Raw genomic sequence first — 26,772 nt, 5'->3', positions numbered from 1 at the left:
TTCAGTCATCGAGGCTCACCACCGCATCCGCCAGGTCCAGGACGCTGAGGTCATGCGTGACGAGGACAACCGTACGGCCCTCCGCGCGCATCCGTGACACCAGCGCCCGCAGCGCGTCCGCGCCCGCGTCGTCGAGGTGCTCCGCGGGCTCGTCGATCAGCACCACGGGAGCGGGGGCCAGGCCGGCCCGCGCGAGCAGCAGGCGCCGCCGCTCGCCGCCCGAGACCGAGCGTCCGCCCGTCCCCAGCTCCGTGTCCAGCCCCGCCGGCAGCCCCCTCACCCACCCGTCGAGCCCGACCACCTTGAGCGCCGCCCATGCCTGCTCCTCGGTGACGTCGCCGCGCGCGACGCGCAGGTTCTCGAGCACCGTGGTGCCGAACACGTGCGCGTCCTCGGCCGTCATCGCGACCGTGGTCCCGGTGTGGACCGGGGACGCGGGGGCGCCGTCGGCCGTCACCGTGCCCGCGGCGGGCGGCAGCGCGCCCGCGAGCGTGGTGAGCAGCGTGGTCTTGCCCACGCCCGAGCGGCCCACCACGGCGAGCACCTGCCCGGGCGCCACGGCGCCCGTGACGGGGCGGGTGGGCTCCATCCCGGGCCAGGCGACGCTCAGCGCGTCGAGTGCGAGGGACGATGCGGCGGGCACCTCCCGTACGGCAGGCGCCGGGTCGGCGGCCTCCCTGTCGGACAGCTCCGCGAGGCGGCGCGCGGCCGCGGCGGAGCGGAAGTACTGCATGACCGCGGCCGGCACCGCGCCGACCGCCTCGAAGGCCGCGAGCGGCAGGAGCGCGACCACCGCGGCGGCGGGGCCGTCGAGGTCGCCGCTCTGGACGGCGAGCACGCCGAGCGCCACCAGCGCCACCAGCGCGACGCCGGAGAACAGCGCCTGGAAGCCGGCGGCCCACGCGGCCGGGCGCGCGGCGAGCTCGTGCGCGTCCTCGGCGTCCCTGTCCGCCTCGCGGAGGGTCGCGGCGGCGGCCGCGGCGGTTCCCCACACGCGGTGCTCGGCCGCGCCGTCCATCGCTGACAGCGATGCGGACGTCACCTCGACCTGGGCCCGCGCGCCGGCGTCCGCGGCGATGCGCGCCGAGCGCGCCGTGAGGATCGCGGGCACCACGCCCGCGAGGAGCAGGCACGCGGCGAGCGCGAGCCCCGCGACGGGCAGGAGCACGGCGACGATCGCGACCGAGATCGCGGACACCGTCGCGGCCACGCCGAGCGGCACGATCGCGCGCACCACCGCGTCCCCGATCGCGTCGAGGTCCGCGCCCATGCGCGCCACGATGTCGCCGCGTCGCAGCCCCAGCACGGTGCGCGCGCCGGAGCTCGCGAGCCGGTCGTACGCCCGCTCGCGCAAGGTCACCACGCCGCGCAGCGCCGCGTCGTGCGACGCGAGCCGCTCGAGGTAGCGGAACAGGCCGCGCGAGACGCCGAAGAACCGCACGATGGTCGCGGCGAGCGCGACGTCCGCGGGGGAGGGCATCTGCGCCGCCTTCGCGATGAGCCACGCGGCGACGGCGGACAGGCCCACCGCGGACCCGAGCGCCATGGTGCCGGCGAGCACGGCGCGGATGATCGCCCACCGGCTCACCCCGGTGTCGCGGATCGCGTCGCGCAGGACGGCGAGGTCCGACCGGCGCGCGCCCCTCACGGGGCCACCGCCTCGACGCGGGTCGCGGTGACGTCGACCACGGCGTCCGCGGCGGCGAGCACCTCTGCCTCGTGCGTCGCGACCACCACGGTCGCGCCCGCGTCGGCGAGCGCGCGCATCCCGGCGATCACCTCGGCGCGGGACGCCCGGTCGAGGTGGGAGGTGGGCTCGTCGAGCAGCACCACGGGGCGGTCCGACTCGAAGGCCCGGGCGAGCGCGCGCCGCTGACGCTGCCCGAGGGACAGCGTGCGACCCTCAGGGCCGAGGTCGGGGCGCTGCGGCACCCACGCGACCTGGGCGAGCCAGGACGTCTCCTCGACCGCCGCATCGTCCCGCTGGACCGTGACGTCGCCGACGGCGACGCTGCCCGCGTCGGGCGCGAGGAGGCCGGTGAGGGCGAGCAGCGCCGTGGACTTGCCCTCGCCGTTGGGGCCGCGCAGCGCGGTGATCGCGCCGGGCGCCGCGGTGAAGGTGAGGGCGCCGGGGGCGAGCCGGGTGCCGTCGGGGGTCGCGACCGCGAGCCCCTCGACGGCGATGGCGCGTCCGCGCGCGTCGGGCGCCGGGCCCAGCGAGGCGCGGGAGCGGGCCGGGTCCTCCTCGTCGAGCAGCGAGAACGCCGCGTCGGCGGCGGCGAGGCCGTCCGCCGAGGCGTGGAAGTGGGTGCCGACGTTGCGGATCGGCAGGTAGACCTCGGGCGCGAGCACCAGCACCGCGAGGGCCGTCTCGATCCCGATGTGGCCGTCGATCAGCCGGAAGCCCATGGTCACCGCGACGATCGCGACGGCGAGCGTGGTGAGCAGCTCGAGCACCATGCCCGACAGGAACGCCACGCGCAGCGAGCCCATGGTGGCGCGGCGCTGCGCCTCGCCCAGCTCGCGCACCCGCGCGGCCGGCCCGCGCTCGCGTCCCAGCGCCTTGAGGGTGGGCAGGCCCTCGATGAGGTCGAGCGTGCGGGCGCCCAGCCGCTGCATCGCCTCGAGGTGCCTCGCGGAGCGCTCCTGCGTCACGAGGCCCACGAGGATCATGAACACCGGCACGAGCGGCAGGGTCGCGACCACGATCACGGCGGACAGCCAGTCCAGGCCCAGCACCACCACGATCATCACGGGCGTCACCGTGACCGCGAGGGCGAGCTGGGGCAGGTACCGCACGAAGTAGGGGAGGAGGTCGTCGAGGCCGCGCGTCACGAGCGTCGCGACCTCGGCGGTACGGCCGCCGGCGGACCAGCGCGGGCCGCGGGTGGCGACGTGCTCGACCACCATCTCGCGCAGCTGGGAGATCACCTGGACGCCCGCGCGGTGCGCGAGCCGCTCCTGGAGCCAGGCGACGGCGGCACGAGCGGCCACCACGACGCCCAGGACGGTCAGGCCCGTCGCGAGGGTGCGCGCGCCCTCGGGGACGATGCGACCCCACCAGTGGAGGCCGTCGTCGGCGAGGGGGACGGGGGAGAGGATCGGCGCGAGGAGCCGGGCGATGACGAGGGCCTGCACCAGGATGAGCAGGGCCGTGACAAAGCCCAGGCCCGCCGTCACGAGGATGTGGCGGCGGGCCGGGCCGATCCGGCGGACGAGCCGCGGATCGAGGGGCTTCATCTAGGCGTTCGTCTTCCTCTTGGGGAAGAAGGTCAGCTCGCTGTGCTCGGGGATGTGCTCCATCGACAGGCGCTTGCGGAACACCCAGTAGGTCCACGCCTGGTAGAGGAGCACGATCGGCGTCATCACGACCGCCACCCACGTCATCACCGTGAGCGTGTAGTCCGTCGAGGAGGCGTTGTCGACCGTGAGCGAGTTGGCGGGGTCGATGGCCGGCATGACGTTGGGGTACATCGAGCCGAAGATCAGCACCACCGCGCCGACGATCGCGACGGCGTTGGCGACGAAGGCCCACCCGAAGCGGCCCTTGACGGTCGCGAACCAGGCGCCCACGAGCGCGACGGCGGCGAGCACCACGGCGCCCCACGTCCAGGTGTTGCGCGAGTAGGCCAGCTGCGCCCACACCGCCCACACGCCGGCGACCACGATCGCGGCGACGGACGCCTTGCGGGCGAAGGCCTCGGCGCGCTCACGGATCTCGCCGTCGGTCTTGAGCGACAGGAAGATCGCTCCGTGCGACAGGAAGATGGTGAGCGTGACCAGCCCGCCCAGCACGGCGAACGGGCTGAGCAGGTCGAAGAAGTCGCCCACGTACTGGTGGTCGGCGTCGAGGTTGACGCCGCGGACCAGGTTGGCGAACGCGACGCCCCACAGGATCGACGGCACCCAGGCGGAGCCGATGATCACGTAGTCCCAGCGGGTGCGCCAGGTCTGGTCGTTGATCTTGCCGCGGTACTCGATCGCGACCGCGCGGACGATCAGCGCGACCAGGATGAGCAGCAGCGGCAGGTAGAAGCCGGAGAACATGGTGGCGTACCACTCGGGGAACGCCGCGAAGGTGGCGCCGCCCGCGGTGAGCAGCCACACCTCGTTGCCGTCCCACACGGGGCCGATGGTGTTGAGCACCACGCGGCGGCCCTTGTTGGACCTGCCGATGATGGGCATGAGCATGCCGACGCCGAAGTCGAAGCCCTCGAGCACCAGGTAGCCGGTCCACAGGACCGCGATGAGGATGAACCAGAAATCTGCGAGTTCCATGAGCGGGGACTCCTTAGTACGCGAAGGACAGCGGGGACTGGTCGTCGTCCTTGCGGACCACCGGCTCCTCGACCACGGGGGCGCCCTCGACCGCGTATCGCTGCATGAGGCGGAACCAGAAGACGGCGAGCGTCGCGTAGACCAGGGTGAACGTGATCATGGAGGTGAGCACCTCGCCCGCGCTCACGGAGGTCGAGTAGCCGAACAGGGTCATGAGCATGACCTGGTCCGATCCCGTCGGGTTGGGCGCCACCACGAACGGCTGGCGGCCCATCTCCGTGAAGATCCAGCCGAAGCTGGCCGCGAGGAACGGCATGGGCAGCGACACGAGCGCGAGGGTCTTCATCCAGCCCTGCGTCACCACCCCCTTCTTGCGCGTGAACCACAGCACCGCGAGGGCAAGCGCCGCGGAGAACGCCGCGAGGCCGATCATGAGGCGGAAGGTCCAGTACGTGACCGCGAGGTTGGGGCGGTACTCGATCTCCTCGCCGTCGGGCGTGGTCGCGCCATAGCGCTCCGCGTACTGCTCCTGCAGGTCGTCGAGCCCGGGGACCTCGGCGTTCCAGTCGCCGGTCGCGAGGTAGGAGGTGAGGCCGGGGATCTCGAGGATGTGCTTGACCGAGGACGGGTCGTCGCCCGCGAGGTTGCCGATCGCGAGCAGCGAGAACGGTGCGGGCTGCTCGGTCTCGACGAGGCCCTCCGCGGCCGCCATCTTGATGGGCTGCTGCTGGAACATGAGCTTGGCCTGGATGTCGCCCGTGATGATGACGGCGACACCCGCGAGGATCATCACGCCGGCGCCGAAGCGCGCGGCGGTGCGGTACATCGCGAGGTCCTTGTGCGCGGGGTCCTCACGGTGGCGGCGCACCATCCAGTACACCGCGATGCCCGCGACGAAGGTGCCTGCCACCAGGAACGCGGTCGCGATGACGTGCGGGAACGCGACCAGGGTGGTGTTGTTGGTGAGGACCGCCCAGATGTCGTTCATCTCGGCGCGGCCGGTCTCGGGGTTGTACTCGGCACCCACCGGGTGCTGCATCCAGGAGTTGGCCGCGATGATGAAGTACGCCGACAGCAGGGAGCCGATCGAGAACGCCCACACGGTGGCGAGGTGGACCTTCTTGGGCAGGCGGTCCCACCCGAAGATCCACAGGCCCAGGAACGTCGACTCGAGGAAGAACGCGAGCAGGGCCTCCATCGCGAGCGGGGCGCCGAAGACGTCGCCCACGAAGCGCGAGTACTCGGACCAGTTCATGCCGAACTGGAACTCCTGCACGATGCCGGTGGCGACGCCGAGCGCGAAGTTGATGAGCAGCAGCTTCCCGTAGAACTTGGTGAGACGCAGCCACTTCTCGTTGCCGGTGCGCACCCATGCGGTCTGCATGATCGCGACCAGCATCGACAGGCCGATGGTGAGCGGGACTAGGACGAAGTGGTAGACGGTGGTGATACCGAACTGCCACCGTGCAAGCTCGAGAGCTTCCATGGGACGGGGACCTCCTGTGTTCTCTTAGGGGAAAAACTAGTCGTGGGCGCGATTTCGCGCACCAGGACCTTGGTCCCGCGGAGGTCTGCGATGGGCCGCGGACCAGCGATGTCGATCCCGCCCTGGCGGGAACCCGGTCAGCCGACACGGGCGGCGGTTTCCCGCTTTCCTGGGCGCCTGTGACACAATGGCCCGTAGGTCAGGCGCCCAGCCACACCGGGTGCCCACCGCGCGACAGACGCAGCGAGGACGTAGCTGCCAGTCCCGCCAGATCCCGCAGGTCTACAGGCCGCACGCGGAGAAAACGGGGATGGGCGCTCGAGATCGCCGCTGTCCGCCGCGACCAGCAGACTTCCGTGGCCACGATTCGTGAGCCGCGAACGACGATGAGGTCGGGACCCCGTGTGGGGGGTCCCGATTCGAGGTACCCGCGTTGAGCGAGGAAAGCACCACCGCACCCGAGAGCACCGTCTCCGCCCCGATCTTCCAGGCGCCTGAGCCCACCCGGTCGCGCCGCGCCTCGGCACCCGCCGGCCCGCCGGCCGCCGCGGCCCCGCCCGCTACCACGGCTCCGTCCGCCTCGCCGTTCGCCGCCCCCGCGGCGCCCGCCGCCGCGGACGAGCGTCCCGCCGACGAGGCTCCCAAGCGCAAGCGCTCGAGCGGCAAGGGCACCGGCAAGAAGAAGGCCAAGCCCGCCGAGGACGCGGCCGCGGAGACGGTCGAGGCCGCCACCGAGGATGAGGCGCCCGCCAAGCCGCGGCGCCGCCGCGCGAGCTCGGACGGCAGGACCTCCGCGCCCGCCGAGGCCGAGGCACCCGTGCAGCCCGACGCCGACGAGCCCGCCGACCAGGCGCAGGATGTCGACGGCGACGACTCGGACGACTCCGACGGCACCGGCCCGCGCCGCCGCCGTCGCCGTGGCGGCCGTGGCCGCGGCAAGAAGCGACCGACGGACGGTGCCGACGGCGCCGACGACCAGGACGAGGCGCCCGAGGGCGCCGACGACTCCTCCGCAGACGACGCGGACGCGCCGGAGGGCGACGACTCCGCCGAGGACGGCGAGGGCGAGGGCGGCACCCGTCGCCGCCGCCGCCGTTCGCGCGGCTCCCGTTCGGGCGGTGGCTCGACCCCCGCATCGTCCCCCGGCGACGACCAGCTCCAGGGCTCCACGCGACTCCAGGCGAAGCGTCAGCGCCGCCGCGACTCGCGCGACGGCCAGCGCCGCCGCCCCGTGATCTCCGAGGCCGAGTTCCTCGCGCGCCGCGAGTCCGTCAAGCGCTCGATGGTGGTGCGCGAGAAGGACCACCGCGTGCAGATCGCCGTGCTCGAGGACGACGTCCTGGTCGAGCACTACGTCTCCCACCAGGCGCAGCAGTCGATGGCCGGCAACGTGTACCTGGGCCGCATCCAGAACGTGCTGCCCGGCATGGAGGCCGCGTTCGTCGACATCGGCCGCGGCCGCAACGCCGTGCTGTACGCCGGCGAGGTCAACTGGGACGCCGCGGGCCTCGAGGGCAAGGCCAAGCGCATCGAGCTCGCGCTCAAGCCGGGCGACACGGTCATGGTGCAGGTCACCAAGGACCCGATCGGCCACAAGGGTGCGCGCGTCACGTCGCAGATCTCGCTCGCGGGTCGCTTCCTGGTCTACGTGCCCGGCGGCGGCGTCACCGGCATCTCCCGCAAGCTGCCCGACACCGAGCGCAACCGCCTCAAGAAGCTGCTGCGCGAGGTCATCCCGTCGGACGCGGGCGTGATCGTGCGCACCGCCGCCGAAGGCGCCTCGGAGGAGGAGCTGCGCGCCGACGTCGAGCGTCTCAAGCGCCAGTGGCAGACCATCCTCGACGAGTCCAAGCCCGGCACCAAGGCGCCCAAGCTGCTGCGCGGCGAGCCCGACATGGCCATCCGCGTGGTCCGCGACATCTTCAACGAGGACTTCGACTCGCTCACCATCCAGGGCGACGACACGTGGAACTCGCTGTCGATGTACGTGGGCCAGGTCGCCCCCGACCTCATGCCGCGCCTGCACAAGTTCACCGGCGACCGCGACGTGTTCGCGGAGTCGCGCATCGACGAGCAGCTCGCGAAGGGCATGGACCGCAAGGTCTGGCTGCCCTCCGGCGGCTCGCTGGTCATCGACCGCACCGAGGCGATGACGGTCATCGACGTCAACACGGGCAAGTTCGTCGGCAAGGGCGGCACGCTCGAGGAGACGATGACGCTCAACAACCTCGAGGCCGCGGAGGAGATCGTCCGCCAGCTGAGGCTGCGCGACATCGGCGGCATCATCGTCATCGACTTCGTCGACATGCTGCTCGAGGCCAACCGCGACCGCGTGCTGCGCCGCCTGATCGAGTGCCTAGGCCGCGACCGCACCAAGCACCAGGTGGCCGAGGTCACCTCGCTGGGCCTGGTCCAGATGACCCGCAAGCGCGTGGGCCAGGGCCTGGTCGAGGCGTTCTCCGAGACCTGCGAGCACTGCAAGGGCCGCGGCTTCCTGGTCCACGGCGAGCCCGTGGCCGAGGCGAGCGAGAAGCAGCCCGAGACCCGTCGCTCGCGCGGCTCGCGCGGCGGCCAGCAGAACCAGCAGCCGCAGCAGAAGCAGCAGGGCGGGCAGCAGTCGGGCCAGCCGCAGCAGAAGCCGCAGGCGCAGGACAAGCCCCAGGCGGAGAAGGACGCGCACGCGCACGCCCCGTCGCAGGGCGAGACCCACGCGCTCGACGACCGCGAGGAGGCACGTGCCGCCGTCAAGGCGACGCTCGCGTCCATCGCGGCCGCGGCCGAGAAGGCGCACCACCACGAGGACCACGACGACGTCGTGACCGACGCCGGCGACGCCGAGAAGCACATCGAGGTCCCGATCGTGCTGCCCGAGCCTGGGGACGATGCGCCGGTCGCCGCGGGCGCCGACGTCGCCGGGTCCTCGGAGGAGTCCGAGCAGCGGTGACCGTCCCCGACGGCTGGATCGTGATCGAGGCGCGCCGCACGGCGCGCCTCGACGCGTCTCGCGACCAGGTGCTCGCCGCGGAGCTCGACCTGGCGTTCCAGGGCGAGGCGATGGGCGTCGAGTTCGCGGACGTCGTCGAGTCCGCGCCCGGGATGCCGCACACGTGGACGCAGGTCGCGCGCACGGGACCGTTCCGGCAGCGCTTCAGCAGCACCTTGGAGTCCGCGGATCCGGTGGTGACGCGCTCCGTGAGCAGCGACTACCTCCGGCAGACCGTCACGACGGTGGTGGAGGACGCGCCGGGCGAGGACGGGAGGATCGGCGTCGCCTGGACGGTGCGCGCCGAGCTCACCGCGCAGGACGGGCTCAGCCGCTGGATCCAGCGCGCCTCACGCTCGCGCACCGAGCGGTCGCTGCAGCGCGCGCTCGACCGGACCATGACCCGCTGGGCGGCCGCCGTCGAGGCGCGCGCGGCGAGCGGTCGCGCCTGACCCGGCCGCCGCATCGTCCCCTCCCGGCGCCGGGACACCGGCGACCGATCCGATCCCGACATGCGGGGTAGAATCCTCCAGGTACCCCGTTCCCTCGGGGTGTCGCGGTGAGATCCGTCCGGAGTGTCGGACGGGGCGTCCCGACCCCGGTCGCGGGCGACACGCCCGGTTTGACCCCGGGCCGGTCGAGCGGGTACATTTGTACGTCGGCGCGCCAAGCGCTGAGGCCCTGCCTGCGCCCTCATCGGGAGCGGCTGCGGCAGGAATCTGACCCCCTCGCGGGGTACAACAACGAGTTTCACGAGGAAAAATCATGGTGTACGCGATTGTGAAGGCCGGTGGCCGCCAGGAGAAGGTCTCCGTTGGCGACATCGTCGTGGTCGACCGTCTGAAGGCAGACGCCGGTTCGACCGTCGAGCTCGCTCCGGTGCTGCTCGTCGACGGTGACAAGGTCACCTCCGACGCGAAGGCGCTCTCCAAGGTGAAGGTGACCGCCGAGGTCGTGCGCGACGAGCGCGGCCCGAAGATCACCATCCTCAAGTACAAGAACAAGACTGGTTACAAGAAGCGCATCGGTCACCGTCAGGACCTGACGCGCCTCAAGGTCACCGGCATCAAGTAAGCGAGGAGACACTCATGGCACACAAGAAGGGCGCGAGCTCCTCGCGCAACGGTCGCGACTCGAACCCCCAGTACCTGGGCGTGAAGCGCTTCGGCGGCGAGGTCGTCAACGCGGGCGAGATCATCGTCCGCCAGCGTGGCACCCACTTCCACCCGGGCAACAACGTCGGCCGCGGCAAGGACGACACCCTGTTCGCGCTGGCCGCCGGTTCGGTCCAGTTCGGTCAGCGTCGTGGCCGTCGCGTGATCGACATCGTCGAGGCGTAAGCACTCGCACACAAGCTTTTCCAGTCAGGGGCGGCGCCGCAAGGCGACGCCCCTGACTCATATCTAGGCTGGGGACGATGCGGGGGAGACCTCCCCGCGCATCGTCCGTCCCGGCCGCCACCAGGAGGCACCCATGGCATCGTTCGTCGACCGCGTGACCCTGCACGTCACGGCGGGCAACGGTGGCCACGGCGTCGCCTCCGTGCACCGCGAGAAGTTCAAGCCGCTCGGCGGCCCCGACGGCGGCAACGGAGGCCGCGGCGGTTCGGTCATCCTCGTGGTGGACCCGCAGGTCACCACGCTGCTCGACTACCACCACGCGCCCCACCGCACCGCCGAGAACGGCAGGCAGGGCGCGGGCGACATGCGTCACGGCGCCAACGCCGCCGACCTGCGCCTGGGCGTGCCGAACGGCACCATCGTCAAGACGCGCGAGGGCGAGTTCCTCGCCGACCTGGTGGGCGAGGGCGCCGAGTTCGTCATCGCGCAGGGCGGCCGCGGCGGCCTGGGCAACGCCGCGCTCGCGACCCAGAAGCGCAAGGCCCCCGGCTTCGCGCTGCTCGGCGAGCCGGGCGGCGAGGCGTCCGTGATCCTCGAGCTCAAGTCCATCGCGGACGTCGCGCTGGTGGGCTTCCCGTCCGCCGGCAAGTCCTCGATCATCGCCGCGATGAGCCGCGTGCGCCCCAAGATCGCCGACTACCCGTTCACCACGCTGGTCCCCAACCTGGGCGTGGTCGAGGCCGGCGGCACCAAGTTCACCATCGCGGACGTCCCCGGCCTCATCGAGGGCGCGTCCGAGGGCAGGGGCCTGGGTCACGACTTCCTGCGCCACATCGAGCGCTGCTCCGTGATCGCGCACGTGCTCGACACCGCGACGCTCGAGACCGACCGTGACCCGCTGCGCGACCTCGACATCATCTCCAAGGAGCTGCGCGCGTACTCGGGCGACGAGGCGATCAGCGGCGTGCCGCTCGCCGAGCGCCCCCAGATCGTGATCCTCAACAAGATCGACATCCCCGACGGCAAGGACCTCGCCGAGATCGTGCGGCCCGAGCTCGAGGAGCGCGGGATGCCGATCTTCGAGGTGAGCGCCGTCAGCCACGAGGGCCTGCGCGAGCTCGGCTTCGCGCTGGCGAAGATGGTCGAGGAGGAGCGCGCCAAGGTGCCGGTGCTGGAGAAGGCACCCGTGGTCATCCGGCCCAAGTCGGTCGACGACTCGGGCTTCACCGTCACCCATGTGCGCGACGGCGCCGAGGACTACTACCAGGTGCGCGGCGCCAAGGTGGAGCGCTGGGTCAAGCAGACCAACTTCGCCAACGACGAGGCCGTCGGCTACCTCGCCGACCGGCTCGCGAAGGCCGGCGTCGAGGAGGCGCTGTTCAAGGCCGGCGCGACCCCCGGCTGCGAGGTCGTGATCGGTCCGCGTCAGGGCGGCATCATGTTCGACTGGGAGCCCACCATGATGGCGGGCGCCGAGCTGCTGGGCCAGCGCGGCTCGGACCTGCGCATCGAGCAGCACGAGCGTCACCACCGCGCCACGCGCGCCGAGAAGCGCGAGCAGTTCAAGGAGCGCATGGACGCCCGCGCCGAGGCCCGCAAGGAGCTGTGGACCGAGCGCGACGCCGGTCACTGGACCGATCCCTCCCAGGACGACGAGTAGCCTTCACCCAGGTATCCAACCCCGGGGAGGTCACGTGAGCGAGGCGCGCGCGGCGGTGTCGCAGGCACGGCGCATCGTCGTCAAGGTCGGGTCGTCGTCGCTCACGGGCCCCGGCGGCCAGCTCGACGAGGCGCGCCTGGGCGCGTTGGTCGACGCGCTGGGCTCCGCGCGTACCGACGGGCGCGAGGTGCTGCTGGTCACGTCCGGCTCGATCGCCGCCGGCATCGGGCCGCTGGGCCTCGAGTCGCGCCCCACCAACCTCGAGCTGCAGCAGGCCGCCGCCTCGGTGGGTCAGGGCAAGCTCATCCACGCCTACACCGTGGCGTTCGCGCGCTACGGGCTCACCGTGGGCCAGGTGCTCCTCACCGCGGACGACATGGTCCGCCGCGCCCACTACGGCAACGCGCGCCGCGCCCTCGAGTCGCTCCTGAGCCTCGGCGTGGTGCCCATCATCAACGAGAACGACACGGTCGCGACCGACGAGATCCGGTTCGGCGACAACGACCGCCTCGCGGCCCTGGTCGCCACCGCCGTGCGGGCCGACGCGCTGGTGCTGCTCACCGACGTCGACGCGCTGTACACCGCCGCCCCCGACACCCCGGGCGCGCGGCGCATCGCCGAGGTGGCCTCGCCTGAGGACCTCCACGGCATCGACATCTCGCGCCGCGGCTCCGCCGTGGGCACGGGCGGCATGATCACCAAGATCGAGGCCGCGTCGCTCGCGACCAACAGCGGCGTGCGCGTGGTGCTCGCGGCGGCGGACGATGCGGCGCGCGCCGTCGCGGGAGAGGACGTGGGCACGCTGTTCGTCCCCACGGGCAAGCCGGAGACCACGCGCCTGCAGTGGCTGGCCGACGCCGCGAAGACGCGCGGCGGGATCGTGCTCGACGACGGCGCGGTGCGGGCGCTGCGGGGCCGGCAGGCGTCGCTGCTCGCCGCGGGCGTGATCGAGATCCGCGGCGACTTCGAGGCGGGGGAGCCCGTGGACCTGGTCGGTCGGGACGGCGCGCTGGTGGCGCGCGGCTTCGCGGGGTTCTCCTCGGAGGAGGCCGACCGCATGAAGGGGCTGTCCACCGAGGCTCTCGGCGAGGTGCTGGGCGAGGCGTACGCGCGCGAGCTCATCCACATCGACCACCTCGTGGTGCTCTGAGCGCTGCGCCCACTGCGCCCCGCTTCGCCCCGCACGGTCCGGCGCGCGACACGCGGGGCTGGACCCGCGCATCGTCCCCGGGCGGCGGCGCGTCGCCGCTCGGACCGTGCGCAGCGAACCGGGAGGCGGGGAAGGTGCCACCTCGCCCTGGGCAGGCACCCGCGAGGCTCCTAGACTCGAGTGTCATGACCGAGACCGCGATCCCCACCGATGTCGAGCAGGCCGTCCTCGAGGCGTGCCGCCGCGCCAAGCTCGCCTCGCGCGCGCTGGCGACCGCCACCACCACCGTGAAGAACGACGCTCTCCACGCGATGGCCGACGCCCTGGTCGCCCAGGGCGCGCGCATCGTCGAGGCCAACGCCAAGGACCTCGAGCGCGGCCGCGCCAACGACATGAGCCCCGGCCTCCTCGACCGCCTCGCGCTCGACCAGGGCCGCATCGAGAAGATCGCGGAGGCGCTGCGCTACGTCGCGACCCTCCCGGATCCGGTGGGCGAGGTCAAGCGCGGATCGACCCTCCCCAACGGCATCCGCCTCATCCAGAAGGCCGTGCCCATGGGCGTGGTCGGCATGATCTACGAGGCGCGACCCAACGTCACCGTCGACGCCGCGGGACTGTCGCTCAAGTCGGGCAACGCCGCCGTGCTGCGCGGCGGCAGCGCGGCCGCGCGCTCCAACGAGGTGATCGTCGCCGTGCTCCAGGACGCGCTCGAGACCGTGGGCCTGCCGCGCGACGCGGTCCAGTCCATCGACGCGTACGGCCGCGAGGGCGCCCGCGTGCTGATGAACGCCCGCGGCCTGGTGGACGTGCTGGTGCCGCGCGGCGGACGCGACCTCATCCAGACCGTGGTGCGCGAGTCCACCGTCCCTGCGATCGAGACCGGCGAGGGCAACTGCCACGTCTACCTCGACGCCTCGGCGCCGCTCGACCGCTCGGTCGACATCGTGCTCAACTCCAAGACCCACCGGGTGGGCGTGTGCAACGCCGCGGAGACGCTGCTGGTCCACAAGGACGCGGCCGACAACCTGCCGGTGATCCTCGAGCAGCTCCACCAGGCCGGCGTCACCCTGCACGCGGACGACGCGGCTGCGGACCTCGCGCCCGCGAACGTCCCCACCGTGGCCGCCACGGAGGAGGACTGGGCCACCGAGTACCTGTCGCTCGACCTCGCGATCAAGGTGGTCGACAGCATCGACGAGGCGATCCAGCACATCGCCCGGTACAGCACCGGCCACACCGAGGCGATCGTCACCAACGACATCGACGCCGCCCAGCACTTCGTGGCCCACATCGACTCGGCGGCGGTCATGGTCAACGCGTCGACCCGCTTCACGGACGGCGGCGAGTTCGGGCTGGGCGCGGAGATCGGCATCTCGACGCAGAAGCTCCACGCGCGCGGCCCCATGGGCCTGGGCGAGCTCACCACCACCACCTGGGTCGCCTACGGCGAGGGCCACATCCGCGGCTGACCCGGCCCGCGCATCGTCCCCCCGCGAAGGTGCCATAATCGCGGGAGACAACAGGAGGAGTCCCCCATGTACACCGAGGCCGTCGAGACCACGTCGCACGTCGTCAACGAGCTGCCCATCCCGGCCGAGGCGTTCGGCCTGCTCGCCTTCACCGGCCTGATGGCCCTGCTGTTCGTGACGTACGCGTTCCGGAGCGTCGGCACGCGCCACTGACGTGGGCAGCCTCGCCCGCGTAGGCGTGCTGGGAGGCACGTTCGACCCGATCCACCTGGGCCACCTCGCGGCGGCGTCCGAGGTGTGCGCGCGGCTGGGGCTCGACCAGGTCCTGCTGACCCCCGCGAACTCCCAGCCCTTCAAGCAAGGCGTGGACACGGCGACCCCGGAGCACCGGCTCGCGATGTGCGAGCTCGCCGCCGCCGAGGACGAGCGCTTCGGGGTGTCGCCCGTCGACATCGAGCGCGGGGGAGTGACCTACACGGTCGACACCCTCACCGATCTTCGCGCGCAGCGGCCCGACGCGGAGCTGTTCTTCATCACCGGCGCGGACGCCCTCGCGCGGCTCGACGAATGGAAGGACGCGGACCGTCTGGCGGGCCTCGCGACCTTCGTGGGAGTGACACGCCCCGGTCATTCGTTGGAGGAGTCGGAATGGCCACATATCCTGGTGGAGGCCCCCGCTCTGGCGATATCGTCGACCGACGTGCGACGCCGGGCGAGGGTCGGACTCCCGATCCGGTACCTTGTACCCCGGTCCGTGGCCGACTACATCGCCGCGAACGGGCTCTACTACGGAGGACTTGATGACTGACCAGGGCAGGCCTTTGTCGCGCCGAGCGCGCCGCGAGGCCGAGGTCAGGCAGGCCGCCCCGGACGAGCCCACCACCCCCCTCCCGTCGCTGGTCGCCGGGCCGCCCACGCATCCGGACGGCACGCCGCTGACCCGCAAGGAGCGTCGCGAGCTCGAGCGCCGCGACAACCCCGTCGAGACGTGGACCCAGGAGGAGGAGCTCATCGCGACGGGTCAGCTGCCCGCGATGACCCCCGAGCTCCTCGACGCGCAGGAGATGGTCGCGCGCGCCCGCGCGGAGCGCGCGGAGGCCGCGCAGGCCGCCGAGCAGGTGGACGATGCGCCGGTCGAGGACGTCGTGGAGCCGTCGCCGGAGCCTGTGGTCGAGGCCGCGGACGAGGTGGCCGACGAGGCCGCGCCCGTGGACGAGGCGCCGGTCGATACTGTGGTCGAGGACGTCGCGGACGACGAGCCCTCGGTGGAGCCTGCCGTCTTCGAGCAGCCCGTGCCGGACGACGAGCCGACCGAGGTCCTCACCGAGGCCCCTGCAGACGAGGCCGTCGAGGACCAGGCCGTCGAGGACGAGGTTGTCGAGGACGCGGCCGAGGAGCCCGAGCCCACCATCGGTGCGATCGATGCGATCCCCGAGGAGTACCGCCACCTGTTCCCGCCCGGCTCGCTGCAGGCGCGCCGTCTCGAGGAGCGCGCCGCGCGCGGCGAGGCCGGCACCCCCGCGCCGGACGCGCCCACGGCTCCGGACGCACCTACGGCGCCCGCCGAAGAGGAGGCCGCCCCCGCGGCAGCGGCGGACCCCGCCGCGGAGATCCGCCGGCTCACCGCCGAGGCGATGGCCGGCATCACCCGGGCCCAGCAGGCGCAGCGCGCCGCCGAGCCGGTGGCCGAGCCCGAGTCCGAGCCCGCCGAGGAGGCGCATCCGGAGCCCGAGCCGGTCGACCCCGCGGAGGCCTACGCGCGCGCGGAGGCGGTCGAGACCGCCGGCGTCGACGAGGTCGCGCTCGAGGAGGCCGAGTACGCCCCCGCCGTCGCCGCCGAGGCGGCGGTCCAGGGCCTCCCGCAGCGTGCCGCGGTCGCGACCGAGACCCCGGCCGCGCCCACGGAGACCACCACCGACACGACGGCGTCGGGCGAGGCGCCCATCGTGCCCGCCGGCATGCGCCAGGTCGCCCCGGCCACCGCCGCCGCGCCGTCCGTCTGGGAGGCGCACCCGCTGGCCAACGCGCAGCCGCGCGAGGTCGCGGACTACGTGCCGTCCGAGGACATCCCGATCCCGGACTTCACCAAGATCATGCACGGCTACGCGTCCACCTCCTCCTCCGCGGGCACGGCGCCCGCGGGCGAGGTGGGCGACGCGCCGTCCGGCACCAACCTGCCCGAGGTGGCGGCGAGCGAGTACCCGCGCCGGCCCCAGCCCGACGCACCCGAGGAGGGCGCGCACCACTTCGCGTGGGCGCACCTCGCGGTGATCGGCGCGGTGGCCTTCCTGCTCGGTGTCCTGGTGTGGCACCTCACGGGGAACGCCTGATGAGCGCGACGGAGCGGGCGCTCGAGCTGGTGCGCGCCGCCGCGCGCGCGGCGGACGACAAGAAGGCGGCGGACATCGTCGCGCTCGACGTGTCCGCGCACCTGCCGCTGGCCGACGCGTTCGTGATCGCGTCCGCGTCGAACGAACGCCAGGTGGTCGCGATCGCCGAGGGCATCGAGGAGGAGCTCGCCGCGTTGGGCGCCAAGGCCGCGCGCCGCGAGGGCATCCGCGAGGGCCGCTGGGCGTTGCTCGACTTCAACGACGTGATCGTCCACGTGATGCACGACGAGGAGCGCGGCTACTACGAGCTCGAGCGCCTGTGGAAGGACTGCCCGGTCATCGACCTGCAGCTCGACGCGTGACCCGCGTCTTCCTGGTCCGCCACGGCCAGACCGACTGGAACCGGGAAGGCCGCCTCCAGGGCTCGACCGACATCCCGCTCAACGCGACGGGTCGCGCGCAGGCCCGGGCCGCCGCATCGTCCCTCTGGCCCGTGCTCGACGGCGACCCGGTCGTGGTGTCCTCGCCGCTCGACCGCGCCGCGGAGACCGCGCGGATCATCGTGGGCGGGCGCGGCGCGGGCGTCCACCAGGACGCCCGCCTGGTCGAGCGCCGCTACGGGCCGTGGGAGGGGCTGCTGGGCCACGAGCGCGCCGAGCGGTTCCCCGACGCCGACGCGGCCTGGCGGGCGGGCGAGGAGCCCGACTTCGACGGCTACGAGACCCACGCCGAGGTGGCGACCCGCATGAGCGCCGCGGCGGAGGAGTGGGTCGCGCGCGTGCCCGGCGACCTGGTCATGGTGGCGCACGGATCCTCGGGGCGCATGCTCCTGCTCGCGCTGCTGGGGCTGCCGCTCGAGGGCCGCCTGGTGGGACACCTGCACAACGCCGCCTGGTCGCGCCTGGTGCCCGCCGCGGGCGGCGGATGGTCGCTCGACGCGCACAACGTGGGGGCGCCAGCGCCGGGGAGGCGGCTGTGACGGTCCTCGTGCTCATGCGCCACGCGCGCACCGGCTACAACGCGGAGGGGCGCCTCCAGGGCTCGCTCGACGTGCCGCTCGGGGAGGACGGCCGCCGGCAGGCCCGCGAGGCCGCACGCGCGCTGGCCGCCGAGTACGGCACCCCCGACCGCATCGTCACCTCGCCGCTCCTGCGCGCCGCGGACACCGCCGCGGAGCTGTCCGCCGTGACCGGGGTGCCGGCGCGTCCGGACGCGCGGCTCACGCAGCGGTCCTACGGCGTGTGGGAGGGCCTCACCACCGCGGAGGTGCGCGAGCGCTGGCCTCACGAGCTCGACCGCCGCGACTGTGGGCTGGACCCGCGCATCGAGGGGTGGGGCGGCGCCGCCGACGTGGCCGCGCGCGTGTCCGAGGGGCTCGCCGAGGCCTGCGAGGGCGCCCGCCTGGTGGTGGCGGTGAGCCACGGCTCGGCGATCATGCTGGGCTCGCTCGCGCTGCTCGGGCTCGACGTCCACGCGACGGTGCTGGGCAAGCTCCCGCACGCGCACTGGAACGTGCTCGAGTCGACGGGCCGGCACTGGTCCGTCGCACGGTACGGCCACTCCGCGGCATCGTCCCTGGCAGATTCCTCGCCGGATGCCGATTAACACCTCGATCCGAATCTGGGCTAGTATCTATTTCGCTCTCAGGAGCACGGAATCCGCAAGGATGACGGGGCTGTGGCGCAGCTGGTAGCGCACCTGCATGGCATGCAGGGGGTCAGGGGTTCGAGTCCCCTCAGCTCCACGAAGTGTTGAGACAGCACTTGATCGAAAGGCCGCCCTTCGGGGCGGCCTTTCGTGTCTCCCGGGCGTGTGCGCTCCGCGCGTGGGACGATGCGCCGGTACAGGAGGTGCATCATGGCCGGGGACGAGTCGATGCGGCGGACCGACGAGGACGTCGACGCGTTCCTCGCGGCGAGCCCGCGCGCCGCGCTGCTGCAGGCCGTCGACGCGTCCCTCCGCGCCGGCCTTCCGGACCTGCCGCGCACCCTGTGGCGGGGCGTGTTCTGGGGCGGGACGGAGCAGGCGATCGTCGGGTACGGCGACATCTCCCAGCGGCGCCCGCGCGGCGGCGCGGTCGACTGGTTCCTCATCGGGCTCGCGGAGCAGAAGAGCCACGTGAGCCTCTACGTCAACGCCGCGAGCGACGGCGCGTACCTCGCGCACCGGTACGCGGAGCGCCTGGGGCGGGTCAAGGTCGGGGCCGCGGCGGTGACGTTCCGGCGCATCGAGGACCTGGACCTCGCGGTGGTGGAGGAGATGGCGGCGGAGGCGGCGCGCCTCGCCTGAGTGTTATAGTTCATCTATAACAACTCGTGAGGAGGGGCCATGTCGAACGAGGATGGCGCCGTGGGGCGCGCGGTGGCCGTGGGGGTGGTGGCGCCGGTCGTGGTCTGCGTCGCGGCGGTCGTGATCGAGCTCGCCGTCATGGGCGACGTGCCCGACCCGGTGGCCACGCACTGGGGCGGGGACGGGCCCGACGGGTTCTCCTCGACCGCCTTCGTGCCGGTGATGACCGCGCTGGTGGGCGGCGTGCTGCCCCTGGTGCTCGGCATGTCGGGCCTGCGGTCGCTGCGCCGCGGCGAGCGCGGGTTCGTGCTGCGGCTCATGCCGGCGATCGCGCTCGGCCTCGCGGTCCTCATGGGCGTCCTCATGGCCGGCACCCTGCTCATCCAGCGCGGGCTCGCCGACGCCGCGGACGCCCCGTCGATCCTCCCCACGCTGACGATCGGGCTGATCGCCGCCGCGGCCGCCGGTGCCGCGGGGTGGTGGGTCCAGCCGCGTCACGAGGAGCGCCGCCCCGCCGCCGTGGTCGCCGAGCCGTTGAGCCGCGCGCCGGGGGAGCGGACGGTGTGGCTCGGCCGCGCCGAGATGCGACCCGCGGCCCTGGCCGCGGTGATCGGCGGCGTCGCGGTCGCGACGGTGGCCGCGATCGCGACGTGGGTCGCCGGCGACGCCGCGGTCGCGTGGATCGTCACGGGCGTCGCCGTGCTGCTCGCCGTGCTCGCCGCGTCCTTCACGGTGTTCCACGTCCGCGTCGACGCCGCCGGCCTGACGGTGCGCTCCGCTGCGCGGCTCATCCGCCTGCGCGTCCCCGCGTCCGACGTCGCCAGCGCCGCCGCCACCCACGTGTCGGGGCTCGCGCAGTACGGCGGCTACGGCATCCGCCAGGTGCCCGGCGCGACGGCCGTGGTGCTGCGCTCGGGTGCCGCGCTCGAGGTGGTGCGCCGCTCGGGGCGCCGGTTCGTGGTCACGGTGGACGACCCGGCGACCGCCGCCGCGGTCCTCGCCGCCGTCGCGGAGGACGCCCGTGCTGCTCAGGATTGACCCCGACTCGACGGCCGCGCTCTACGACCAGATCGCGGGCTCGGTCCGCCGCGAGACGGCGGCCGGGCGGCTCGCGGCGGGCGACCGCCTGCCCTCGGCCCGCGAGGTCGCCGCGGCGCTCGACGTCAACCTGCACACCGTCCTCAAGGCGTACCAGCTGCTCCGCGACGAGGGCCTGGTGGAGATGCGGCGCGGCCGCGGCGCCGTGATCTCGGCGCGGGCGGACGCCCTGGCGGAGCTCCGTGCGGAGGCCGCCGCGCTGGCCGCCCGGGCGCGTGCGCTGGGCGTGGGGCCGGACGTCCTCGCGGCGCTGGTGCGGGCGGCGGGCGAGGACGCCTGACCGCGCGCGGTCAGCGCTCGAGCAGCCCCAGCTGCGCGAACGCGGCGGCCAGGCCCGCCTCCGCGGGCGACGCGGCGACGTGGTCGGCGAGCGCGAGCAGCTCCGGCGCCGAGCCCTCGATCGCGACGCCCACCCCCGCGTACTCCAGCATCTCGAGGTCGTTGGGCCCGTCGCCGAACGCGACCACCTGCTCGCGCGTCAGCCCGAGCCGGGCGAGCACCGCAGCGATCCCCACGGCCTTGTGCACGTCCGCGAGGAACATCTCGCCGGCGCCGGGGCCCAGGTCGGGGATCGAGCTGGGGATCACCGCCACCTCCGGCCCGATCGCGCGCGCGATGTCGATGAGCGGCGCCTCCGCGTGGAAGCTGGTGACCTTGCCGAAGCGGATGCCGGCGAGATCCTCGGAGGGTCGCAGCGCGGACGTGACGTCGCGCCGGCCCCGCGCCTCCTGTCCCGAGGGTGCGGCCCCGCGCGGCAGGTAGGCGCTCATCGCGGCGATGGTCGCGGGTCGCGCGTGCGTCGCCTCGGGCGCCTCCAGGAAGTACAGCGCGCCGTGCGAGTCGAGCGCGTCGATCGCCCGCTCGGCGAGCGCGGCGGGGAAGCGCGTGTCCACCAGCACCTCGTCGCCCAGCACCACGTACGCGCCCGCGCCGGCGACGTAGCCGTCGAAGCCGGCCGCGGTCAGGTGGTCCGGCAGCAGCGACACCGGCCGCCCGGTGCACAGCAGCACCAGGTGGCCCGCGCGCCGCGCGCTCCGCACCGCGTCGACGTGCGCGTCCGGCACAGCGCCGTGATGCGCGTAGGTGCCGTCGACGTCGAGGAACACGGCGCGGCGGGACGATGCGGGGGCGGGGCTGGTCACAGCGACCAGCCTAGGCGCGGGCCGGGCGGGCGGGCCGCGCACGCGAGAGCGGGGGCGCCGTCCGGCGCCCCCGCTCCCGTCGACCCCGATCGCTACGGCGTCGCGAGCGCCGCCACGTCCTCCGCGGACAGCGCGGAGGTCCACATCGCGAGCTCGTCGATGTCGCCGTTGAACGGCGTGTCCCACCAGTTGACGCCGAGCGCGAAGGCCGCCGAGGGGCTGGTGAGCACGTCGGTGAAGGCGCTGCTCGCGCCCACGTCCGTGCCGTCCACGTACAGCGTCACCTGGCCCGCGTCCACCGTGAAGGCGACGTGGGTCCACTCGCCCGCGGGGATGAGCCGGCCGGTGACGCCGTCGTACCAGGTGCCATTGTCGTTGGACCACAGCATGGTCTCGCCGTTCCACCCCTGCGGCACCACGCTGAGGAACTCGGTGCCCGAGCTCGCCGCGAAGAACGCGGTGGTGAACTGGGTGAACGCCGCGGGCCGGAGCCACATCGACACCGAGTAGGTGTCGCCCTGGAGCAGCCCGTCGGGCAGGCGCACGCCTGACGTGCCGTCGAGGTGGAGGGCCTGGCCGGCCACGCCGTCCTCGACGTAGCTGACGGTGCCGCCGGTGTTGTCGATCCGGTTGCCGGTGACGGTGGGAACCGCGAGGGCTCCCGCGTTGTCGGCCAGCGCCCCCTCGAAGGACCACGCGCCCACCTGCTGCGCCGCGGGACGCGCCTTCACCACCACGGTGAACGCGACCTTCTGGGAGGCCGCGCCGTTGGTGACGGTCGCGGTGAGGGTGACCGTCGCATCGTCCTCACCCGCGACCGGGCGGGTCACGTCGCCCGCGGTGGAGACCACCGCCGGCCGCGAGGACCTCCACGTGATGGTGGTGCCGCCCGTGCCTGCCGTCGGCAGGTCGAGGTCGGCGACCACGGCGGAGGTGTCGCCCAGGTCGAGGTCGGCGACCACGGCGCGCACGGCGGCCTTGCCCGTGAGCACGTCGACCTGCCGGCCCCACATCGACAGGCCGCGCTTGGACTGCACGGTCAGGCCCACGGTCCACTCCTCGGTGGCGGGGTCCCACACGGGCGCGAACACGCCGGTGAAGGTGCCCTTGGGGGTGGTCAGCGTCGCCTTCTTGGGGCCGGTCTTGACCCAGGTGCCCTTGAGGTCCCCGGTGACGCGCCCGTTCGCGTTCAGGGTGACGTCGAGCGGCTCGGTGGTCGCGGCGGTGATCGCGTCGGTGAACCGCACGACCTCCCAGTCGCCCACCACCTCGCGCGCCCGCACCCAGCGGTTGGTCTCGCCCGCGTAGCGCTGCGGCGCGACCACGGGCCAGCCGTTGGCGTTCATGTACATGCGCTGGACGCGGACCTCGTGCATCTCGCCCGTCTCGGGGAAGCGCGAGTGGAACACCATGTAGCTCGCGCCCGTGGACGGGTCGTCGTACCAGGAGGTGTGGCCCGGGGAGACGTAGCCGGTGCCGGCGCCCTCTCCGGGGTCGCCCACCTCGCGCGGGAACAGGTAGCCGTCCATGATCTTGACGCCCGTGGACTGGATCGATGCGTCGTCGAACAGGGTGCCCTCGGCGCCCTTCACGGTCGACATGTCGTTGCCCTTGGCGTCCACGTAGGGGCCGTCGGGGCTGGTCGAGCGGGCCACGCGGACCTCGTAGCCGCCGGTCGCGTCGAGGCCGCCGTAGGACAGGAACAGGTAGTAGTAGCCCGTCCTCTTGTCGTAGCGGATGGTGGGGGCCTCGATGCGGGCGTGGTTGCCGCCCACGAGGTGCGTGCCGTAGCCCTGGTCGGGCAGGGGCAGGCCGGTCTCGGGGTCCATCTGGAGGATGAAGATGCCGCCGGAGTAGGAGCCGTAGACCATCCACAGGTCGCCTTCGGCGTCGTAGAACGCGTCGGGGTCCACGGTGTTGGGGTGGACGGTCGCGTCGTAGATCTCGCCCGGGTTCTCGGACTCCTGGTCCCACATGCCGGATTTGAGGATGATGCCGAGGTCCTCGTAGGGCCCGTCCACGGCGTCCGCGACGGCGACGCCGAGCGCGGAGCGGGGGGAGTCGCCCTTGCAGGCGTTGTAGTACATGTAGTACCTCCCGTCCGCCAGCTGGATGACGTCCGCCGCCCACAGGGTGCTGGTCTGGGCCCACTCGAAGGTCTCCGCGAGCTCGGTGGAGACGTCCTCGAACAGCGGGTTGTCCGCGTCCTGGCTCAGGTCGATCGAGTGCTGCGTCCACTGCAGCAGGTCCTGTGTGTGCGCCGAGGCGCCGTGCGAGCCGAACACCCAGACGTCCTCGCCCGAGGTGACGATCGACGGGTCGTGGACAGTCACGTCCGCGTACTCGGGCGCGGGCTTGACGGTGGCCGTCGCCTGCGGCGACGAGGCCGAGGCGGCGGGTGGTGCGGCCGCCGCGGTGGCGGCGGTGAGGCCGGTGAGCGCCACGAGGGCTCCGGCTCCGAGGGCGAGTCGCGTCGAGCGGCGTCGTGCCACGGTTGCTCCTGTTCATCGTTGGACAGATGGAGGGCGGGGTCCGCATCGACCCCGTCCCGGCGCGACATTACAACGATGTAGACCCGGGCGCAAGCGCTCCGGCGAGGCGCGTCGGGGCGGCGCCCGCGCATCGTCCCTCCTGGTGGCGGGCGTGCCCGGGCGGCCGTCGGTGCGCGGTGCTTCACTGGTGACGGAGGTGGCCATGGACGCGTGGAAGGTGCGCGACGGCGCGCTGCGGCGCGAGAGCGTCCCCGACCCGATCCCCGCCCGCGACGAGCTGCTGGTACGGGTCGAGGCGTGCGGCGTGTGCCGCACCGACCTGCATGTGGTCGACGGCGACCTCCCGGTCCACCGGCCTGCGGTGATCCCCGGCCATCAGGTGGTGGGCACGGTGGTCGGAGCGGGGGAGGCGGTGCGGTCGATCGACGCGGGCGACCGCGTCGGGATCGCGTGGCTGCACCGCACGTGCGGCACGTGCCGGTGGTGCCGGTCGGGCCGCGAGAACCTCTGTCCGGAGGCGACCTTCACCGGCTGGGACCACGACGGCGGCTACGCCGAGCTCGTCACGGTGCCGGAGGCGCACGCGTACCCGCTCCCGCACGACGACGAGGCGCTCGCGCTCGCGCCGCTGCTGTGCGCCGGCATCATCGGCTACCGCGCGCTGCGCCGCGCGAACCTCCCGCCCGGCGGCGTGCTCGGGATCTACGGGTTCGGGTCGAGCGCCTCCATCACGGCGCAGCTCGCGAAGGCGGCCGGCGCGACCGTGGTCGCGATCACGCGCGGGGAGCGCAACCGGGCCCTCGCGCGCGAGCTCGAGGTCGACTTCGTGGGCGCCGAGGACGCGGTGCCGCCCGAGCTGCTCGACTCCGCGATCGTGTTCGCGCCGGTGGGGGCGATCCTCACGCAGGCGCTCGACGCGACGGCGCGCGGCGGGACGGTGGTCTCCGCGGGGATCCACATGTCGCCCATCCCGGAGATCGACTACGACCGCTCGCTGTTCTACGAGCGCGACCTCCGCTCGGTGACCGCGAATACCAGGGCGGACGGTGCGGAGTTCCTGCGCCTCGCCCGCAACCTGCTGCTCGCGCCCGCCGTGACTACGTACGGCTTCGACGGCGTGGACGATGCGCTGGCGGACCTTCGCGCGGGCCGCGCCGGGGGCTCGCTCGTGGTGCGGATGGGGTGAGGCGGGAGCCGCCGCCTCCGCGGCTCGGAGCCGCTGTCTCCGCGCCTCCGCGACCGGACAACCATGTCCGGTAGAGTCGGCTGGAGCAACCGGACATCGGTGTCCGGTGCCGACTCGAAGGGGAGTGGCATGACTGAGTGGGACGAGGAGGTCGACCTCCTGGTGGTCGGCACCGGTGCGGCGGCGATGTCCGCGGCGATCGCGGCGGCGGACGAGGGCCTCGAGGTCCTGGTGGTCGAGGGATCCGACAAGTGGGGCGGCTCCACCGGGATGAGCGGAGGCGGCTGCTGGCTGCCGACCCACCCGGGGATGAAGGAGATCGGCGTCGACGACTCCGAGGAGAAGGTCCTCACCTATCTCGACGCCTGCGTGGGCACGCCGGAGGAGGTGGGCCCCGCATCGTCCCTCGAGCGCCGCAAGGCGTTCGTGCGCACGTCGCCCGTGGTGCACCGCTGGCTCGCGGACCACGGCATGGTGTGGCAGACCGCGAAGAAGTACCCCGACTACTACCCGGACCTGCCCGGCGGCATCGCCGGCGGCCGCACCGTCGAGCCCGCGCCGTTCAACGCGAAGAGGTTCGGCGACTGGTACCGGCACGCGCGGTTCTCGATGCCGGCGGGCGTGCCCCTGTTCGCGGGCGATACCTACCTGCTGGCGCGCGCCTGGTCGACCCCGACTGGCTTCATCGGCGGCGCGCGGTTCGTTTTCCGCACGCTCGGCGGCGCCGTCACCGGCCGCCGCCTCACCGGCCTGGGCGCGTCGCTCGCGGCGCGGCTCATGTGGATCGCCAAGGAGGAGCAGGGCACCGAGGTGCGGCTCAGCACGCCGCTGGTCGACCTGGTGGTCGAGGGCGGCGCGGTGGTGGGCGCCGTGGTCGAGGGGCCCGAGGGACGTCGCACCATCGGCACCCGTCACGGCGTGCACCTGGGTGCCGGCGGCTTCGACCACAACGCCGCGTGGCGCGAGGAGTACCAGGGGCTCGACGTCGAGCACTCGTCGGGCAACCCCGCGAACCTCGGCTCGGCCATCGAGATCGGCATGCGCCACGGTGCCGACGTCGCGCTCATGGACGACGCCTGGTGGGGCCCCTCCGTCGCCCCGACCAGCCACGGCGGGCCGGTGTTCATCGTGTCGGAGCGGTCGATGCCGTTCTCGATCGTGGTGGACCAGGAGGGCAGCCGGTACGTCAACGAGTCGACCAGCTACGTCGACTTCGGCCATGCCATGCAGAAGCGGGGCCTCGAGCGCACCAACCACTCGTGGATGGTGCTCGACGTCCGCCACCGCCGCCGCTACCTCAACAACGCGTTCCTCGCGAGCAAGAAGGCCATGTTCGAGGAGGGCGTGGCCGTCGAGGCCGACACCCTCGAGGGCCTCGCCGAGAGGATGGGCGTCGACAAGGCCAACTTCAAGACCACCATCCAGCGCTTCAACTCGTTCGCGCGCGACGGCGTCGACAAGGACTTCGGTCGCGGCAAGGACGCCTACGACAACTACTACGGCGACCCGACCCACGGCCCCAACCCCAACCTGGGCGAGATCGCGAAGGGCCCGTTCGTCGCCATCAAGATCGTGCTCGGCGACCTCGGCACCAAGGGCGGGCTTCTCACCGACGAGCACGCGCGCGTGCTGTCCACCTCGGGCGACGTCATCGAGGGCCTCTACGCCGCGGGCAACTGCTCGGCGGCCGTCGCGGGGCGGACGTACCCCGGCGCCGGCTCGACGCTGGGCCCGGCGCTCGTGTTCGGCTACCTCGCGGGCAAGCACGCCGCGACGCGCGGCGCGCAGGCGCCGGCGGACGGCGCGGCGGCCGGCTCCCCGGCGACGGTCGCCTGACTCGGGACGATGCGGTGGTCGCCGCGCGTACGA

General features: G+C 73.2%; 24 protein-coding genes and 1 tRNA gene. 19 read left to right on the top strand and 6 right to left on the bottom strand.

Translation table 11 applies throughout. The annotated features are described in order from the left end of the window. Position 1 precedes the first annotated feature (1 nt). Genes cydC through AOM05_RS08770 form a run of 4 tightly spaced genes read right to left on the bottom strand, consistent with a single transcriptional unit; the run spans position 2 to position 5,764 of the window. Complete coding sequence (cydC, locus tag AOM05_RS08785) at positions 2-1,648, bottom strand: thiol reductant ABC exporter subunit CydC (RefSeq protein ID WP_228373241.1); 1,647 nt, start codon at positions 1,646-1,648, stop codon at positions 2-4. After that, the gene (locus tag AOM05_RS08780; protein WP_062521340.1) at positions 1,645-3,240 is read right to left on the bottom strand and encodes an ABC transporter ATP-binding protein/permease; all 1,596 of its coding nucleotides are present in this window, start codon (positions 3,238-3,240) and stop codon (positions 1,645-1,647) included. Before AOM05_RS08780 ends, cydC begins: the two co-directional genes overlap by 4 nt. After that, positions 3,241-4,278 carry a cytochrome d ubiquinol oxidase subunit II gene (gene cydB / locus AOM05_RS08775; protein WP_062521338.1) on the bottom strand — a complete coding sequence of 346 codons (1,038 nt, stop codon included), beginning with the start codon at positions 4,276-4,278 and terminating at the stop codon, positions 3,241-3,243. Between the two features lie 13 nt (positions 4,279-4,291). After that, a complete protein-coding gene (locus tag AOM05_RS08770) occupies positions 4,292-5,764 on the bottom strand; it encodes a cytochrome ubiquinol oxidase subunit I (RefSeq protein WP_062521336.1) in 1,473 nt (490 codons plus the stop codon). Positions 5,765-6,197: 433 nt separating this feature from the next. On the opposite strand from AOM05_RS08770, the gene AOM05_RS14490 reads away from it, so the two are divergent. From AOM05_RS14490 to AOM05_RS08690, 17 genes are all read left to right on the top strand, one after another. Continuing rightward, entirely contained in the window at positions 6,198-8,708 is a 2,511-nt protein-coding gene (locus AOM05_RS14490) for an Rne/Rng family ribonuclease (protein WP_062521334.1), read from the top strand. Then, a complete protein-coding gene (locus AOM05_RS08760) occupies positions 8,705-9,199 on the top strand; it encodes a hypothetical protein (RefSeq protein WP_062521332.1) in 495 nt (164 codons plus the stop codon). The genes AOM05_RS14490 and AOM05_RS08760 overlap by 4 nt, the downstream gene beginning before the upstream one ends. Before the next feature lie 313 nt (positions 9,200-9,512). Beyond that, positions 9,513-9,821: a 50S ribosomal protein L21 gene (rplU, locus tag AOM05_RS08755; protein WP_062288849.1), complete on the top strand. Its 309-nt coding sequence runs from the start codon at positions 9,513-9,515 to the stop codon at positions 9,819-9,821. 14 nt (positions 9,822-9,835) lie between these two features. Beyond that, positions 9,836-10,087, top strand: a complete 252-nt coding sequence (rpmA, locus tag AOM05_RS08750) for a 50S ribosomal protein L27 (RefSeq protein WP_062288851.1) — start codon at positions 9,836-9,838, stop codon at positions 10,085-10,087. Between the two features lie 133 nt (positions 10,088-10,220). Beyond that, on the top strand, positions 10,221-11,747 hold the full coding sequence (gene obgE, locus AOM05_RS08745; protein WP_062521330.1) for a GTPase ObgE: 1,527 nt from the start codon (positions 10,221-10,223) through the stop codon (positions 11,745-11,747). Positions 11,748-11,781: 34 nt separating this feature from the next. Beyond that, entirely contained in the window at positions 11,782-12,897 is a 1,116-nt protein-coding gene (gene proB, locus AOM05_RS08740; protein WP_062521327.1) for a glutamate 5-kinase, read from the top strand. A 185-nt stretch (positions 12,898-13,082) separates the two neighbouring features. Beyond that, complete coding sequence (locus AOM05_RS08735) at positions 13,083-14,366, top strand: glutamate-5-semialdehyde dehydrogenase (protein ID WP_062521325.1); 1,284 nt, start codon at positions 13,083-13,085, stop codon at positions 14,364-14,366. Positions 14,367-14,432: 66 nt separating this feature from the next. Further along, the gene (locus AOM05_RS14410) at positions 14,433-14,579 is read left to right on the top strand and encodes a hypothetical protein (protein WP_169746739.1); all 147 of its coding nucleotides are present in this window, start codon (positions 14,433-14,435) and stop codon (positions 14,577-14,579) included. 1 nt (position 14,580) lies between these two features. Beyond that, a complete protein-coding gene (nadD, locus tag AOM05_RS08730; protein WP_062521323.1) occupies positions 14,581-15,174 on the top strand; it encodes a nicotinate-nucleotide adenylyltransferase in 594 nt (197 codons plus the stop codon). Next, the gene (locus AOM05_RS08725) at positions 15,167-16,696 is read left to right on the top strand and encodes a hypothetical protein (RefSeq protein WP_156165118.1); all 1,530 of its coding nucleotides are present in this window, start codon (positions 15,167-15,169) and stop codon (positions 16,694-16,696) included. The genes nadD and AOM05_RS08725 overlap by 8 nt, the downstream gene beginning before the upstream one ends. Continuing rightward, positions 16,696-17,058, top strand: a complete 363-nt coding sequence (gene rsfS, locus AOM05_RS08720) for a ribosome silencing factor (protein ID WP_062521319.1) — start codon at positions 16,696-16,698, stop codon at positions 17,056-17,058. Before AOM05_RS08725 ends, rsfS begins: the two co-directional genes overlap by 1 nt. Continuing rightward, positions 17,055-17,675 (top strand): histidine phosphatase family protein, encoded by a 621-nt coding sequence (locus AOM05_RS08715; protein ID WP_062521317.1) that lies wholly within the window; start codon positions 17,055-17,057, stop codon positions 17,673-17,675. Before rsfS ends, AOM05_RS08715 begins: the two co-directional genes overlap by 4 nt. Then, complete coding sequence (locus AOM05_RS08710) at positions 17,672-18,301, top strand: histidine phosphatase family protein (RefSeq protein WP_062521315.1); 630 nt, start codon at positions 17,672-17,674, stop codon at positions 18,299-18,301. The genes AOM05_RS08715 and AOM05_RS08710 overlap by 4 nt, the downstream gene beginning before the upstream one ends. Positions 18,302-18,367: 66 nt before the next feature. Beyond that, positions 18,368-18,440: transfer RNA gene (locus tag AOM05_RS08705), tRNA-Ala, on the top strand. 113 nt (positions 18,441-18,553) lie between these two features. Further along, entirely contained in the window at positions 18,554-18,985 is a 432-nt protein-coding gene (locus AOM05_RS08700) for a DUF1801 domain-containing protein (RefSeq protein WP_062521313.1), read from the top strand. Between the two features lie 39 nt (positions 18,986-19,024). Next, the gene (locus AOM05_RS08695; RefSeq protein WP_062521311.1) at positions 19,025-20,023 is read left to right on the top strand and encodes a DUF1648 domain-containing protein; all 999 of its coding nucleotides are present in this window, start codon (positions 19,025-19,027) and stop codon (positions 20,021-20,023) included. Continuing rightward, complete coding sequence (locus AOM05_RS08690) at positions 20,007-20,363, top strand: GntR family transcriptional regulator (protein ID WP_062521309.1); 357 nt, start codon at positions 20,007-20,009, stop codon at positions 20,361-20,363. Before AOM05_RS08695 ends, AOM05_RS08690 begins: the two co-directional genes overlap by 17 nt. Before the next feature lie 10 nt (positions 20,364-20,373). Here the strand turns inward: AOM05_RS08690 and AOM05_RS08685 are convergent, their stop codons facing one another. After that, the gene (locus AOM05_RS08685; protein WP_062521308.1) at positions 20,374-21,225 is read right to left on the bottom strand and encodes an HAD-IIB family hydrolase; all 852 of its coding nucleotides are present in this window, start codon (positions 21,223-21,225) and stop codon (positions 20,374-20,376) included. Positions 21,226-21,317: 92 nt separating this feature from the next. Further along, the gene (locus tag AOM05_RS08680) at positions 21,318-23,717 is read right to left on the bottom strand and encodes a LamG-like jellyroll fold domain-containing protein (protein WP_062521306.1); all 2,400 of its coding nucleotides are present in this window, start codon (positions 23,715-23,717) and stop codon (positions 21,318-21,320) included. 202 nt (positions 23,718-23,919) lie between these two features. On the opposite strand from AOM05_RS08680, the gene AOM05_RS08675 reads away from it, so the two are divergent. Both AOM05_RS08675 and AOM05_RS08670 read left to right on the top strand, forming a co-directional pair. Then, a complete protein-coding gene (locus tag AOM05_RS08675) occupies positions 23,920-24,903 on the top strand; it encodes a zinc-binding alcohol dehydrogenase family protein (RefSeq protein ID WP_062521304.1) in 984 nt (327 codons plus the stop codon). A gap of 129 nt (positions 24,904-25,032) precedes the next feature. Then, positions 25,033-26,739 (top strand): FAD-binding protein, encoded by a 1,707-nt coding sequence (locus AOM05_RS08670; RefSeq protein ID WP_062521303.1) that lies wholly within the window; start codon positions 25,033-25,035, stop codon positions 26,737-26,739. Positions 26,740-26,772: the final 33 nt, after the last annotated feature.

This window comes from Demequina silvatica, from assembly GCF_000971215.1.
GTDB lineage: Bacteria > Actinomycetota > Actinomycetes > Actinomycetales > Demequinaceae > Demequina > Demequina silvatica.
This window is presented reverse-complemented; position numbering and strand designations above follow the sequence as displayed.